This is a genomic window from Dactylosporangium sp. CS-047395 (assembly GCF_050942185.1).
GTDB lineage: Bacteria > Actinomycetota > Actinomycetes > Mycobacteriales > Micromonosporaceae > Dactylosporangium.
Genome location: NZ_CP192015.1, coordinates 8,362,747 through 8,378,946, shown reverse-complemented (window position 1 = coordinate 8,378,946; position 16,200 = coordinate 8,362,747). Strand labels below are relative to the sequence as shown.

Genomic DNA, 16,200 nt, shown 5'->3' with positions numbered 1-16,200 from the left:
CGCCGCGGTCAAGCCGACCGTATCGAAGCCAGCGCCTACGAAGGCCGCAGTGCCATCGAAGCCTGTCCCCACGAAGGCCGCGACGCCATCTACGCCGGCCGCTGCCAAGGCCGCCGCCGTATCGAAGCCGGTGCCGACCAAGGCGGTCGTGGCGACGCCCACGAAGTCCGTCAGGGCCAAGGCGCAGCCCAAGGCTCACATCGAAGCCGCGCCGAACCCGCCAACGGGAGCCGGCGCGTCCGGCGGCGTCAATTCGATCGCCGTCACCTGGCTCGGCTCGCCCGGCGGCGCCTCCGGCTACACCGCCACCGCGACCAAGGGATCGACCACCCTGCAGTGCACCGCGATCCTGCTCGCCTGCACCATCCCGAACGTCCCGGCCGGCTCGTGGGTCGTCACCATCACGGCCACCAGTCCCGGCGGCGTATCGACCCCGGCCGCGGCCGGCACGGTCACCGTCGTCGATCCGGCCAACCCGCCCGGCATGCCCACCGGCGTCTTCGCCACGTCGGGCAACACCCAGGCGACCGTCTCCTGGACCGCCCCGGCCAACGTCGGGGCGGGCATCGCCTACTACGTGGTGACCACCGTGCTGGGCAGCCAGACCTGCACCACGTCCAGCACCTCGTGCACCGTCGGCGGCCTGACCCCCGGCGGCTCGTACTCGTTCCAGGTCACCGCGGTCGCGATCAACGGCGCCGGCAGCTCGATCGCGAGCCTCGCCTCGCCGCTGGTCAACATCGGGCCGCCGAGCCCGCCGCTCTCCGTCGGGGCCGTGGCCCTGGCCAACTCGGCCGTCGTGTCCTGGCTCGGCCCGCTCAACGGCGGCGCCGGGGTCGACCACTTCACGGTGACCGCGAGCCCGGGCGGGCAGACCTGCACCTCGCTGCTGCTCGGCTGCACCGTCACCGGTTTGACGAGCGGCAACACGTACACCTTCTCGGTCGTGGCCAACGGTGTGGCCGGCACCGGCAACTCGACCCCGGCCGTGACGAACGCGGTGACCCCCGGCCCGCCCGGCGCACCGACGAACGTCACCGTCACCCCCGGCTTCCTGACGGCGACCATCACTTGGACGCCCCCGGCCTTCGTCGGCGCGGGCATCGACCACTACGTCGCCTACGCCTCCCCGGGCCTGCTGCCCTGCGGCACCCTCACCGCCACCGACACCAGCTGCACGATGCTGAGCCTGCTGCCGGCCACCAGCTACACGGTGACGGTCGTCGCGGTCGGCGTCGGGCTGACCGGCATCTCGGCGCCCAGCCAGCCGTCGGCCGCGTTCACCGCCGGCCCGCCCGGCGCGCCGACCGCCGTCACCGCGACGCCGGGCAGCAACGCGGCGACGGTGTCGTGGACCGCGCCGGCCAGCCCGGGCGTCGGCGTCACCGGCTACACGGTGACCGCCTCCCCGGGCGGGGCCACCTGCACGGCCCTCACCGGCACCTCGTGCACGGTGCCGCTGCTGACCGCGGGCCAGGCGTACACCTTCACGGTCGTCGCCAACAGCACCGCCGGGCCATCGGCGGTCAGCGATCCGTCCAACAGCGTCCGCCCCGGCCCGCCCGGCCTGCCGACGGCCGTGACCGCGGTCGCCGGCGACGGCTCGGCGACCGTGTCGTGGACCGCCCCGGCCTCGACCGGCGCCGGCATCGACCGCTACACGGTGACCGCGGTGCCCGGCGGCGCGAGCTGCACCGGCACCGGCACCGGCTGCGTGGTGAGCGGGCTGACCAACGGCGTCGGCTACGCCTTCACCGTGGTGGCCAACGGCGCCGCCGGCACCGGCAACTCGCTGCCCAGCCTCGCCTCGAGCATCGTGGTGCCCGGCCCGCCGGACGCGCCCTCGCTCGTCACGGCCACGCCCGGCATCGGCGCGGCGACCGTGTCCTGGCTGGCGCCGCTGGTGCAGCGGGCCGGCGTCACGGGCTACCGGGTGACCGCCTCCCCGGGCGGGGCCACGTGCACCAGCAGCGGCACCACGTGCACCGTCACCGGGCTGGGTACGGGCATCCCGTACACCTTCTCGGTCGTCGCCATCGGCCCCGGCGGCACCTCGTCCGCGGCCGCGACCGGCGCCACCACGAGCGTCGGCCCGCCCGGCGCGCCCCGCCAGGTGCAGGCCACCGCGCTCAACGGCGCCCTCAACGTGTCCTGGAACGCGCCGCTGCTGTCGCCGAACCTGATCTCGGCCTACATCGCCACGGCCACGCCCGGCCTGCACGTGTGCATCACGGTCAACGCCGCCCAGCAGACGTGCACCATCAGCGGCCTCGACGACGGCCAGCAGTACACCGTCTCGGTCGTCGCCCTCGGCCTCGGCGGGACCGGCTCGTCGCCGGCCAGCGACCCCAGCCCCCCGGTGGTGCCCGGCGCCCCCGACGCGCCGACCGCGGTGACCGCCACCGCCGGGGCCCGCAGCGCCGTGGTGTCCTGGACCGCCCCGGCCGTCACCCGCGCCGGCGTGGACACCTACACGGTGACCGCCAGCCCGGGCGGCGCGACCTGCACCACCGTCACCACCACGTGCACCGTGACCGGGCTGGTCCCCGGCACCGCCTACACCTTCGGCGTCGTGGCCACCGGCCCCGGCGGCGCCTCCGACCCGGCGAGCAGCACGACGCCGGTCAAGCCCGGCCCGCCCGGCGTGCCGACCGGCGCCTCCGCGGCGACCGGCCAGGGCACCGTGACGGTGTCGTGGACGGCCCCGGCCAACCCGGGCGGCGGCATCCTGCGCTACACCGTGACCGCCTTGCCCGGCGGGGCCACGTGCACGAGCACGACCACCACGTGCACCTTCACCGGCCTGGTGGACGGCATCGGCTATACGTTCACCGTCGTGGCCAACGGCGTGGCCGGCACCGGCGACTCCGCCGCGAGCACGCCGACGTCGCTCGTCGCCCCGGGCGCGCCCGACCCGCCGACGCTGGTCGTCGCCGTGGCCGGCAACGCCTCGGCGAACGTCTCCTGGGTCGCGCCGCTCACCACCCGCGGCGGGCTGACCGGCTACACGGTGACCGCGTCGCCGGGCGGGGCCACCTGCAGCACCAGCACCCTGTCCTGCACCGTCACCGGCCTGACCGGCGGCACCGCGTACACGTTCACCGTCACGGCCAACGGCCCCGGTGGGACGTCGACCGGGACCACCACGTCCGCGATCACCCCCGGCCCGCCCGGGGCGCCGACCGCCGTCACGGCCACCGCCGCCGGCACCGCCGCCACCGTGTCGTGGACCGCGCCGGTCAACCGGGGCGCGGGCATCGCCACCTACACGGCGACCGCCAGCCCCGGCGGCGCCACCTGCACCACGGCGACCACCTCCTGCACGGTCAGCGGCCTGAGCTCCGGGCAGGGGTACACCTTCACCGTCGTGGCCAACGGCATCGCGAGCACCGGCTCGTCGCCGGCCAGCACGCCGTCGGGCGCGGCCACGCCGGGCGCCCCCGACGCCCCGACCGGCGTCACCGCGACCCCGGGCGCCGGCATCGCCGCCGTGTCCTGGACCGCGCCCGCCGTCACCCGGGCCGGCCTCACCAACTACACGGTGACCGCGTCGCCGGGCGGGGCCACCTGCACCACGGCCACCACCGGCTGCACGGTCGCGGGCCTCGGCAGCGGCATCGCCTACACGTTCTCCGTCGTCGCCAACGGCCCCGGCGGCTCGTCCACCGGCACCGCCTCGGCCGCCGTGACGCCCGGCCCGCCCGGCGCCCCGACGGGCGTCACGGCCACCGGCGGCAACGGCACCCTGGCCGTGGCCTGGACCGCGCCGACCAACGACGGGGCCGGCATCGACCACTACGTCGCCACCGCGTCGCCGGGCGGGGCCACCTGCACCAGCAGCGGCACCGCGTGCACCATCACCGGGCTGACCGGCGGCGTGACCTACACCGTGGGCGTCGTCGCGGTCGGCACCGGCAACACCGGCGCGTCGAGCGCGGGGTACGCCGGACCGTCCACGCCGGGCGCGCCCGACGCGCCGACCCTCGTGGTCGCCGTGGCCGGCAACGCGGGCGTCGGCGTCTCCTGGATCGCCCCGCTCATCACCCGGGCCGGCGTCACCGACTACACGGTGACCGCCTCGCCGGGCGGGGCCACCTGCACCACCAGCGGCCTGTCCTGCACCGTGCCCGGCCTGGCCGGCGGCACCGCGTACACGTTCACCGTCACGGCCAACGGCCCCGGCGGCACCTCGCCCGGCACCACCACGACCCCGGTCACGCCCGGCCCGCCCGCGCCGCCGACCGGTGTCACGGTGACCGGCGGCAACACCACCGCGCTCGTGTCCTGGACGGCGCCGGCGAACACCGGCGCCGGGCTGGCCGGCTACACGGTGACCGCCTCGCCGGGCGGGGCCACCTGCGTCGCCACCACCATCCTGCGCACCTGCCTGCTCACCGGCCTCACCAACGGCACCGCCTACCAGGTGAGCGTGGTGGCCAACGGCGTCGGCCTGACCGGCGACTCGATCGCCAGCGTCGCGGCGAGCGTCCAGCCCGGGCCGCCGGACGCCCCGACCGCGGTCACCGCGGCCGCGGGCAGCGGCGCCGCCACCGTCTCCTGGACCGCACCGGCGACCGCGCGGGCCGGCGTGAGCAGCTACACGGTGACCGCCTCCCCGGGCGGGGCCTCCTGCACCACGGCCACGACCTCGTGCTCGGTTCCCGGGCTCGTCAGCGGTACCGCCTACACGTTCACGGTCGTCGCCACCGGCCCCGGCGGCACCTCGCCGGCCAGCGCGCCGTCGCCGTCGATGGTCCCCGGCCCGCCGGCCGCCCCGACCGGCGTCACGGTGACGAGCGGCAACGGCACCGCCACGGTGTCGTGGACCGCCCCGACCAACGCGGGCGCGGGCATCGCCGGCTACACGGTGACCGCCTCGCCCGGCGGCGCCACCTGCAGCACCACCGGTCTGTCCTGCACCGTGAGCGGGCTGGGCAACGGCATCGCGTACACCTTCGCGGTGGTGGCCAACGGCACCGGCGCGTCCGGCACCTCGGCCGCGGGCACCAGCGGCGCCGCCGTGAGCGGCCCGCCGGACGCCCCGACGCTCGTCGTGGCCACGCCCGGCAACGGCGCCGCCACCGTCTCCTGGGTCGGCCCGCTCATCACCCGGGCCGGCGTCACGGGCTACACGGTGACCGCCTCGCCCGGCGGCGCGACCTGCACCACGAGCACCAGCAGCTGCACCGTGACCGGCCTGACGCCGGGCACCGCCTACACGTTCGGCGTCGTCGCGAACGGCCCCGGCGGCTCCTCGCCGGCCGGCGGCCCGTCGAACCAGGTGCGCACCGGCCCGCCCGGCGCGCCGACCGCGGTCACCGCGACGGCCGGCAGCGGCAGCGCCGTGGTCACCTGGACCGCTCCGGCGAGCACCGGCGCGGGCATCGCGGGCTACACCGTGACCGCCTCGCCCGGCGGCGCCTCCTGCTCCACCCTGCTGCTGCTCACCTGCACGGTGACCGGGCTGACCGACGGTACGGCGTACACGTTCACCGTCATCGCCGACGGCGTCGACGTCACCGGCACGTCCCCGGCGAGCGACCCGTCCCCGGCCGTCACCCCGGGCGCACCCGGCGCGGCCGGCACCGTGACCGCGGTGGGCGGGTCCCGCTCGGCCGTCGTGTCGTGGACCGCGCCCACCGACGCGCGGGCCGGCGTCACCGGCTACCTCGTCACCGCCAGCCCCGGCGGGGCCACGTGCGCCACCACCGGTCTGTCCTGCACCGTGAGCGGCCTGCTCGGCGGCACCGCCTACACGTTCACCGTCACGGCCACCGGCCCCGGCGGCAGCGGCACCGCGAGCGCGCCGAGCAACCAGGTCACCGTCGGGCCGCCCGGCGCGCCGACCGGCGTCTCGGTCACGCCCTCGGGCGGTACCGACGCGATCATCGCCTGGACCGCGCCCACGAACACCGGGGCCGGCATCGACCACTACGCGGTGACCGCGCTGCCCGGCGGTGCCACCTGCGCCACGGTCGACGCGACCACCACGACCTGCACCGTCACCGGCCTGACGGCGACCGTCGGCTACCTGTTCACGGTCGTCGCGGTCGGGTCCGGCGGCACCGGCGACTCGCTGCCGAGCGTGGCCGGCGCCCTGGCGCCCGCGGGCGCGCCCGACCCGCCGTCGGCCGTGAACGCGGTGGCCGGCGACCACACCGCCACCGTGTCGTGGACCGCCCCGGCGGTCGTGCGGGGCGGCGTGACCGGCTACACCGTGACCGCCGACCCGGGCGGGGCCGGCTGCGTCACGCTGTCGCCGTCGGACACGTCCTGCACCGTGCTCGGGCTCACCCCCGGCACCGACTACACGTTCACCGTCGTGGCCAACGGCTTCGTCGCCGACTCGCCGGCGAGCGACGCCTCCGCCGCGGTCGCGCCCGGCCCGCCGAGCCGTCCCGGCGGCGTCACCGTCGCGGCCGGCAGCGGCCAGGCCGCCGTGTCGTGGGACGTCCCCGGCAACCTCGGGGCGGGCATCGACCACTACACGGCGACGGCGTACCCGGGCGGCGCGTCCTGCAGCGTCAGCAACGCGACCGTGTGCACCATCACCGGGCTGACGGACGGGGTGCCGTACACCTTCTCGGTCGTCGCCCACGGCGTCACCGGCACCGGCTCCTCCATCGCGAGCACCCCGGTCGCCGGGGTCACCGGCGCCCCGGCCGCACCGACCGCGGTGACGGCCACGGCCGGCGACCGCTCGGCCGCCGTGTCCTGGACCGCGCCGAGCGACACCGGCGCCGGGATCACCGGCTACACGGTGACCGCCGCGCCGGGCGGGGCGTTCTGCGTCACGCTGAGCGCGGCCGGCACCTCCTGCACCGTGCTCGGGCTCACCCCCGGCACCGCCTACACCTTCACGGTCGTGGCCGACGGTCCCGGTGGAGCGTCGCCGGTCAGCGCCGCCTCCGATCCGGTGACCGCGGGCCCGCCGTCGGCGCCGAGCGCCGTCACGGCGACCGGCGGCGACGGCACGGCCACGGTCTCGTGGACCGCGTCGGCGAGCGCCGGCGGGGTGGTGGACCACTACGTGGTGACCGCGCTGCCGGGCGGGGAGACCTGCTCGACCAGCGCCACCACGTGCGTCGTGCACAACCTGACCAACGGGGTGCCGTACACCTTCGTGGTCGCCGCCGCCGGCCCGTCCGGCACCGGCTCGTCGCTGCCGACCCTGCCCAGCCCGGTCGTCGTGCCGGGCGCGCCGGACGCGGTCACCGGCGTCACCGTGACCGCGGGCAGCGGCGGCGTCACGGTCTCCTGGCAGCCGCCGGGCATCCTGCGCGCCGGCGTCACCGGCTACGTCGTGCTGGCCTCGCCGGGCGGCGGGACCTGCACCACCACCGGCACCTCGTGCGTCATCACCGGGCTGAGCTCCGGGCAGGGGTACACGTTCACCGTCCGGGCCACCGGCCCCGGCGGCGACGCCCCGGTCAGCGCGCCGACCACCAGCGTGCGGGTCGGGCCCCCGAACGCGCCGACCTCGGTCACGGCCACGGCCGGCCCCGGCACCGCCACGGTGACCTGGACCGCCCCGGTCAACGACGGCGCGGGCATCGACCACTACCTGGTCACCGCCGCACCCGGCGGCGCGGTCTGCATCGCGCTGGACGCGACCGGCTGCACCATCAGCGGCCTCAACGGCGCCACCGGCTACACGTTCACCGTGGTCGCGGTCGGCGTGGGCAGCACCGGCATCTCGGCCGTGGCCGGGACCGGCGGGGCGATCAACCCCGGCCCGCCCGCCGCGCCCGGCACCGCGACCGCCGTGGCCGGCAACACCAGCGCCACGGTCACCTGGACCGCGCCCACCGGCGGCGCCCCGGTCGACCACTACGTCGTCGCGGCCACGCCCGGCCCCGCCACCTGCACCGTCACCGCGCTCACCTGCACCGTCACCGGGCTCACGCCCGGCACCTCCTACACGTTCACCGTCACCGCGGTGGGGGCCGGCGCGGTCGGCTCCTCGGCGCCCTCGGCGGTGTCCAACGCGGTCCTGCCCGGGCCGCCGCCCCCGCCGACCGCCGTCCTGGCGACCGCCGGCGGCAGCTCGGCCGTGGTGTCCTGGACGCCGCCGGCGGGCGGAGCGACCGTCGACCACTACGTCGTGACGGCCGCGCCCGGCGGGGCGAGCTGCACCACCGGCGTCACCCAGTGCACGATCACCGGGCTGACCAACGGCACCGCGTACACGTTCAGCGTGGTCGCGGTGGGCGCGGGCAACACCGGCACCTCGGACCCGGCGACCACGTCCGGCTCCTCGGTGCCCGGCCCGCCCGGCCCGCCGACCGCGGTCGTGGCCACGCCCGGCAGCGGTACCGCCAACGTCACCTGGGTCGCCCCGGCACAGACCGGCGCGGGCGTGAACCACTACACGGTCACCGCCGCGCCCGGCGGGGCCACGTGCACCGCGACGACCGGCACCAGCTGCACGGTGACCGGCCTGACCGGCGGCACCAGCTACACGTTCACCGTCGTGGCCAACGGGCTCAGCGGCGACTCGGCCGCGAGCACGCCGTCGGTCGCCGTGATCGCCGGCCCGCCCGGCGCGCCCACCGCCGTCACCGCGGTCGTCGGCGACGGCACGGCCGACGTCTCCTGGACCGCGCCGGCGAACCAGGGTGCGGGGATCGCGCAGTACGTGGCGACCGCCTCGCCCGGCGGGCAGACCTGCACCAGCGTCGACTCCAGCTGCACCATCACCGGCCTGAGCAACGGCACGGCGTACACCTTCTCGGTGGTCGCCAGCGGCGTGCCCGGCACCGGCGACTCGGCCGCGGGCACGCTCGGCACCGCGCTCGTGGCCGGCCCGCCCGGCGCCCCGACCGACGCGACCGCGCTGCCCAACCAGAACGACGCCGCGGTCAGCTGGACCGCGCCGACCGGCGGGGGCACCGTCACCGGCTACACCGTCACCGCGTCGCCGGGCGGGGCCACCTGCACCACCACGGCGACCACGTGCACGGTGGGCGGGCTGACCCCGGGCACCTCGTATACGTTCACGGTCGTGGCCAACGGCGGCGGCGGCGACTCGGCCGGCGCGGTCACCGAACCGGTCACGCCCGGGCCGCCGGCCGCCCCGGTGAACGTGACGGCCGTCGTCGGCAACGGCGAGGCCAACGTCTCCTGGACCCCGCCGTCGACCTTCCGGGCCGGGGTGGCGCGCTACCGCGCGGTCGCCTTCCCGGGCGGCTCGGCCTGCGAGACCACCGCCACCAGCTGCGTGGTCGACGGCCTGGACAACGGCGTGGACTACAACTTCGCGGTCTGGGCGATCGGCCCGGGCGGCGCCTCCGACGCGAGCGTGCCGTCGACGACCGTGACGCCGAGCGCCGGCCTGCCCGGCGCGCCCTCGGACGTGACCGCCGCACCGGCCGCCACCTCCGGCACCGCGGTCGTGAGCTGGACCGAGCCGCACGTCACCGGCGACGGCATCGACGGCTACACGGTCACCGCCAGCCCGGGCGGGGCGACCTGCACCGCCACCGGCGCCGCCACCACCTCGTGCACCGTCCACGGGCTCAGCGACGGTACGGCGTACACCTTCGTCGCCGTCGCCACCGGCCCCGGCGGGCAGTCCGTGGCGAGCACCCCGTCCCCGCAGGTCATCACCGGACCGCCGGCGGCCCCGGCCGCGGCGACCGCGACCCCGGGCGACGGCCTGATCGCGGTCAGCTGGACCCCGGGCACCACGCCGATCGGCGGCGCGGCGACCACCGGCTACACCGCCACGGCGCTGCCGGGCCTGGCCACCTGCACCACGACCGGCGCCACGCACTGCACGATCACCGGGCTGACCAACGGCACGCCGTACACCGTGACGGTCGTCGCCACCGGCCCGTCCGGCCGCTCGGCCCCGGCCACGGCGCCCTCGACGGTCCCCGGCGCGCCCCGCACCCCGAGCGGGGCCACCGCGGTCGCGTCCGCGTTCGGCGCCACCGTGTCGTGGGAGGCGGCGGCCGGCGCGAGCGCGGTCACCCACTACACGGTGACCGCGGTGCCGGGCGGGCAGACCTGCACGAGCACCGGTACCAGCTGCACGATCACCGGCCTCAACCCGGGCGATCCGGTCACGTTCAGCGTGGTGGCCAACGGCCCGGGCGGGTCCTCGGCCGCGGCGAGCACCGGGCCGGTCGTGCCCGGGCCGCCGACCACGCCGGTCAACGTGACCGCCTCGCCGGGCAACGGCGCGGCCGCGGTCACCTGGGACATGCCCACGAGCACCGGCGGCGGGCTGGACGTCTTCACCGTCACCGCCGCGCCGGGCGGCGCGGTGTGCACCACCACCGGGCTCAGCTGCACCGTCTCGGGCCTGACCAACGGCCAGGCGTACACGTTCACGGTCGTCGCCCACGGCGCCGGCGCCACCGGCTCGTCGCCGTCCAGCGACCCGTCCGGCGCGGTCACCCCGCGGGCCGACCTGCCCGGCCCGCCCGGCGCGGTCACCGTGGTCGCGGGCAACGGCTCGGTCACGGTCAGCTGGACGCCGCCGACCGTGACCGGCGGGGGAGTCGACCACTACGAGGTGGTCTCCGACGACGGGCAGACCTGTTCCACCACCGGCACCTCGTGCACGGTGACGGGGCTGACCAACGGCCGCCGGTACCACTTCGTCGTCCGCGCGATCAGCTCGGTCAACCCGGGCGTGCCCGGCGCCGGACAGATCAGCCCGGCCGTCGTGCCGCTCGCGACCGCGCCGGGCGTGCCGACCGCGGTCACGGCCGACGCCGGCACCGGCTCGGCGCGGGTCACCTGGACCGCGCCCACGAGCGGGCCCGCGGTGACCGGCTACACGGTCACGGCCGCGCCCGGCGGGCTCACCTGCACCGCCGCCGGCACCACCACGTGCGTGGTGACCGGGCTGACCAACGGGGTGGCGTACACGTTCACCGTGGTCGCCCACTCGGCCGGCGGCGACTCCGCGTCGAGCACCGCGTCCAACACGGTGATCCCGGCGCCGCCCTTCGACCCGAGCGGCATCGTCCCGGCCAGCCCGGTGGGCGTGACCGCGGTGCCGGGGGCCGGCCAGGCGACCGTGAGCTGGACGGCGGGCACCGGCGGGCCGGGCGTCACCGGCTACCGGGTGACCGCGGTGCCGGGCGGGCAGACCTGCACCACGACGGGCGCCACCACGTGCACCGTCACCGGGCTGACCGACGGGCTCGCGTACACGTTCACCGTCGTCGCGCAGGGCACCCAGGCCGACTCGGTGCCGAGCGCGCCGAGCACGGCGGTGTACCCGAGCACGCCGCCCGGCACGCCGATGAGCGTGACCGTGCACCCGCGCTATAGCGGGCTGATCGTGCGCTGGACGCTGCCCGCCAGCGCGGGCACCGGCATCAGCCACTTCACCGCCTGGTCGCACACCGGCAACGGCCGCTGCGTGACGACCTCGCCGACGGCGACCCAGTGCACGATGTTCCTGCCGATCGGCAGCGACTACAACGTCGACGTGGTCGCCAACGGCCTGCACGGCCGCGACTCCGACTCGGTGCCGGCCACCGTGCGCGGCCGGCCCACGTTCCCGCCGATGCCGAGCTGGCCGCCCGACCTCAACCAGGCCGACCAGCTGGTCAGCAACCTGGGCGTCAGCAACGTCACGATGCGCCCGGGGGAGCCGATCACGCTCACGGCGTCGGGCTTCGCGCCGAACTCGTCGGTCCGCTTCGGGGCGTACCTGACGACGGGCTCGGCCGACCAGCACCCGATCGACACGGCCGACGTGCACAAGCGCGCCAGCACCGGCACCGGCACCGCCCCGACCGTCCAGGTGGTCGTGCTGGACACGCTGACGGTGGACAACGACGGCTCGGTCGACCTGCCGACCACGGCCCCGTCCGGGCTCGGCGCCGACGACCTCGACTTCGTCGCGCAGGGCGTGGCCCCGGACGGCTCGATCCGCACCCTGGTGCTCGACGTCAACCCGCTCGCGGGGACCACGCCGACCACCCCCACCACACCGACCACACCGGCGAACCCGGTCACGACGCCGGTGACGACCCCGGTCAAGACGCCGGTCAAGGCCCCGGTCCGGCACGGCACCGGCAGCACGTCGTCCGGCACGCTGGCCACCACCGGCGACCCGGTCGAGTCGATGGCCCTGGGCGGCGTCCTGCTCCTGCTGCTCGGCGGGCTGGCCTGCCTGGCCGGCCGGCGGCGGCCGCGGCGCGGCGGCGAGCCGGAGACGGCCGCGGTCGTCCCGGCCCCGCGGAGCACGGCCCCGATCCGGCCGGTCGCGGCCGTGTTCGCCGGGCCGGGCATCGCGCCGGAACGGGTGGGCGTCGCGGTGCTGGTGCGGGTCAGGTCCCGTCGATCACGAACCGGCCCTTGCCGCCCGACTTCGCCGCGTACATCGCGGTGTCGGCCCGGCGCAGGATGTCGTCCACGCCGGCCGCGGCACCGCTGAGCGCCACCCCGACACTGGCCGAGACCGGCAGGGTGGCCGCGTCGGCGGGGACCCCGTCGACCGGCTCCAGCGGCCGCTCCACGGCGGCGATGATCCGCCGGGCGGCCACGGCCACGTCGGCCGGGGCGGCCAGCAGCTCGACCAGCACGGCGAACTCGTCGCCGCCGAGGCGGGCCACGGTGTCGGCGGAGCGGGTGGCGCGGCGCAGGCGCTCGGCGATCTGGCGCAGCACGGCGTCGCCGGCGTTGTGCCCGAGCCGGTCGTTGACCGGCTTGAAGCCGTCGAGGTCGACGAAGAGCACGGCGAACGTCTGCCCGGCCCGCTGGTGGGTGTCGAAGGCGTGCTCGACCCGTTCGCAGAACAGCGTCCGGTTGGCCAGCCCGGTGAGCGGGTCGTGCAGGGCGAGGTGGCGCAGCTCGGCCTCGCGGGCGCGCAGGGCGCTCTCGGTCTCCTCGCGGCGGGCGATGTCCGCGCGCAGGGCCAGGGTCGCCGCCGCCACCTGGCTCACCGCGCGGTCCCGGGCCCCGACCAGGGTGCCGACCAGGACGGCCAGCAGCGCGGTGACGACCAGCCCGCCGGTCAGCGTGAGCGCGGTCATCCGCCGGTCGGTGGCCGGCAGCAGCCGGTCAGTCGGGGTGAGCGAGAGCCGCCAGGTGCGCTGCCCGATCTCGAGCACCCGGTCGCGGTCGAGCTCGCGGCCGCCGGCGCGGGGCGTGCCGGAGGGCGCGGTGGCGATCACGCGGCGGGCGTTGCCGTCGTGCTCGGTGAGGGTGAGCTGGACCGCGCCCCGGGCCTCGGCGCGCAGGGTGTCGGTCATGAAGTCGGTACCGCGCATCGCCAGCACCACCCACCCGCGGAACGCCCGGGGGTCCCAGCCGCCGTCCCGGAAGCCGAAGACCGGCTGGGCGAGCATCACCGAGCGCTGCTGGTCGGCCGCCGCCAGCTTGCGGTCGCGCAGCAGCACGTAGCTGCGCGAGATGGTGAAGGCGGCCGAGTCGCGGGCGATGCGCAGCGCCTCGGCCGGCTCGGCTGCCTGGTTGACGTCCACCCCGAGCACGCCGCTCTGCCCGTCGAAGGTCCGGTCGAGCACGGCGAACGCGTGTTCGGTGCCGCTCGCCGGGGTCATCGGCACGAGGGTCAGCCCGCTCACCCCGCGCCCGCGCCACTCGTCCTGCAGCGCGCCGATGCCGTCGCCGGTGGCCGGGGCGACGAACGCGACCCCGGCCGCGGCCGGCAGCCGCTGGCGGTTCAGCCCGGAGGTGAGCGCGGCGAAGTCACCCGCGGTCAGGTCGGCCTGCGCGCCGAGGGCGGTGGCCAGGTCGGCCAGGGCGTTCTCGTACGCCCCGACCTCGTCCACGACCGCGCCGGTGGCGTCGTCGGTGTAGCGGTCCATCATCTGCCCGGCGTAGCGGCTCTCGCCCTGCCGCACGAGCACCGCCGCCACCACCGACAACCCGCCCCCGATGGCCAGCACCAGCGCCACGACGACCGTGTTGAGCATCCGACGCCGCTCGTCGGGCGCCGCTCCCGTCGAACCCCGCATACCTCTCGCATCGGCGCGCGGCGCCCCCGGTTGCAAGGTTGCGCTCCGCCGCGTGCGCGGCCCGGCACCCGCCCGGTCGCCGGCACCGCGCCCGCCGCCGGTCCCGGCCGGCGTGATTCGGGCCCGGTCAGGGGTAGCCCAGGCCGGTGAACGGCGTCGGGTTCCTGGCGATCGTCATCGGCTCGGTCGCCGTCTCCGCCGCGGCGAACCGGCGCGGGTGGCCCGGTCCGCTGGTGGTCGTGGTCGTCGCCTCGGCGGTGTCGCTGCTGCCCGGACTGCCGCGGATGGAGCTGCCGCCGGAGCTCATTCTGGCGTTCGTCCTGCCGCCGCTGCTGTACTCCGCGGCGCTCGAACTGTCCTTCGTCAGTTTCCGCCGCGACCTGTTACCCATCGCCGCCCTCGGGGTCGGGCTGGTGGTCTTCTCGGCGACGGCGGTGGGGCTGGTCGCCTGGTGGCTGTTCCCGGCCCTGACCGTGGGCGGCGCGTTCGTGCTCGGCGCGGTGCTGGCCCCGTCGGACGCGGTCGCCGCGGTGGCGCTGGGCCGCCGGCTGGGGATGCCGAACCGGGTGATGACCATCCTGACCGGGGAGAGCCTGGTCAACGACGCCGTGGCCCTGGTCGCCTTCGAGCTCGCCGTTGCCGCGTACACCGGCTACCGGCCCTTCATCGATCGCCCCGTCCCGCTGGCCCTCTACAGCGTCCTGGTCGGCGTCGGGGTCGGGTTGATCACCGCGATGGTGGTGCACCAGATCCGGCCCCGGCTGCACGACCCGGCCCTGGAGACCGTCTTCGGCGCGGTGGTGCCGTTCGTGGCGTACCTGGCCGCCAGCGAGCTGCACGCGTCCGGCGTCCTGGCCGTCGTCGCGGCCGGGTTCTGGATCGGCCACCACAGCGCCGACGCCGCCTTCGCCACGCGGCTGCAGAGCCGGCAGGTCTGGCACACCGTGGACCTCGTCCTGGAGGCGTTCGTCTTCGCCTACATGGGCCTGCAGGTGAGCGTCATCCTGATGGACGCGACCCTGGAGGGCACCGGCCCGCTCCAGCTGCTGCTCGGTGTTTCCGTGGTACTCCTCGTGGTCCTCCTGGCCCGCCCGCTCTGGATCTTCGCCCTGCTGTCCCTCAACCCCAGCCGCCTGCCGAGGCGCTACGGCGTGGTGCTGTCGTGGGCCGGCATGCGCGGCGTGGTGACCCTGGCCGCGGCGGCCGCGATCCCGGCCACGACGATCGCCGGTGTCCCGGCCCCGGACCGCAACATGATCCAGGCGATCGCGCTGTCGGTGGCCGTGCTGACCATCCTCGTGCAGGGCTCCACCTTGCAGCCGCTGATCCGCTTCCTGCACATCTCCGACACCGCCGACCGCCGCCGCGCCGAGGCCGACCTGGCCCGCGCCCTGCGGGTGGCCCGCCGCGCCGCCCACGACTACACCTCCCGCGCCACCACCAACGGCGAGGAGGCGGTCACCATGGCCCTGATCGAGCACCGCATCGCCCACGTCCTGAACGCGTCCTCGCACGCCCAGGAGCCGGAGCAGCACGACCACGAACTGGTCCAGGCGATCCTGGCCCACCAGCGCCGGGCCCTGATCCGCGAGCGCGACGCCGGCCGCCTGGACGACGAGGTCCTCCGCGCCGTCCTGCAACAACTCGACTACGAGGAGGCGGCCGCGTCGACCGACCTGCGCACCCGCCTATAACTCCGGGAAGAGCGACGGCTGCGCCTCCTCGTCCACGAGCGTGTGGACGTCCGCGGCGGTCAGGAGGCGTAGGAACGCGTCGAGGGTCCGGGCGCCGTGCCCGGCGGTGCGGATCAGGGGGTCTTGACGTGGTCGCGCCACAGTCGCTCCAGGTCCGCGGCGGCGGGCGGCCGGACGGCGACCCCCGAGCCCTGCAGATGGTCCCACGGGACGCCGGGCACCACGGCCCGCAGCACCTCGACCGGGATCCGGTCGCCCACCGGCAGCAGCGTGTCGAACGCGACCTCGGCGAACGTCGTGGTCCGCCCCGAGCCGTCCCAGTGCGCGTTCTCGTAGATCTCGCTGGTGAACGTGGCGCGGGCGACGACGCCGCGCTCGTGGCGCTGGCGGAACAGGAACGCCCGGTCGCCGACCGAAATGCCCGACCTGCGAATGCCGACACCCCACCGGCCGAGGACGGCCCGGCCGGCGTGCACGGCGCCGGCGTGGGCGGCGTCGTCCCAGCCGGCGACGTCGGGATTCCAGGTCAGCAGGAACGTGGCCACCCCTGCATCCTGCCT

5 protein-coding genes are annotated in these 16,200 nt (G+C 76.6%); 2 read left to right on the top strand and 3 right to left on the bottom strand.

The window, feature by feature from the left end:
* Positions 1 to 49: 49 nt before the first annotated feature.
* A complete protein-coding gene (locus ACQP00_RS39320) occupies positions 50 to 12,403 on the top strand; it encodes a fibronectin type III domain-containing protein (RefSeq protein ID WP_433206310.1) in 12,354 nt (4,117 codons plus the stop codon).
* Here ACQP00_RS39320 and ACQP00_RS39315 read toward each other — a convergent pair.
* Positions 12,297 to 13,904, bottom strand: a complete 1,608-nt coding sequence (locus ACQP00_RS39315) for a diguanylate cyclase domain-containing protein (RefSeq protein WP_433206307.1) — start codon at positions 13,902 to 13,904, stop codon at positions 12,297 to 12,299. The two genes, ACQP00_RS39320 and ACQP00_RS39315, sit on opposite strands and share 107 nt — an antisense overlap.
* A gap of 188 nt (positions 13,905 to 14,092) precedes the next feature.
* Between ACQP00_RS39315 and ACQP00_RS39310 the strand changes: the two genes are divergently transcribed.
* A complete protein-coding gene (locus tag ACQP00_RS39310) occupies positions 14,093 to 15,640 on the top strand; it encodes a cation:proton antiporter (RefSeq protein WP_433206304.1) in 1,548 nt (515 codons plus the stop codon).
* On the opposite strand, the gene ACQP00_RS39305 is transcribed toward ACQP00_RS39310, so the two are convergent.
* Both ACQP00_RS39305 and ACQP00_RS39300 read right to left on the bottom strand, forming a co-directional pair.
* Positions 15,635 to 15,781: a hypothetical protein gene (locus ACQP00_RS39305; protein ID WP_433206301.1), complete on the bottom strand. Its 147-nt coding sequence runs from the start codon at positions 15,779 to 15,781 to the stop codon at positions 15,635 to 15,637. The genes ACQP00_RS39310 and ACQP00_RS39305 overlap by 6 nt on opposite strands.
* A complete protein-coding gene (locus ACQP00_RS39300) occupies positions 15,754 to 16,185 on the bottom strand; it encodes a hypothetical protein (protein ID WP_433206298.1) in 432 nt (143 codons plus the stop codon). The genes ACQP00_RS39305 and ACQP00_RS39300 overlap by 28 nt, the downstream gene beginning before the upstream one ends.
* Positions 16,186 to 16,200 lie beyond the last annotated feature (15 nt).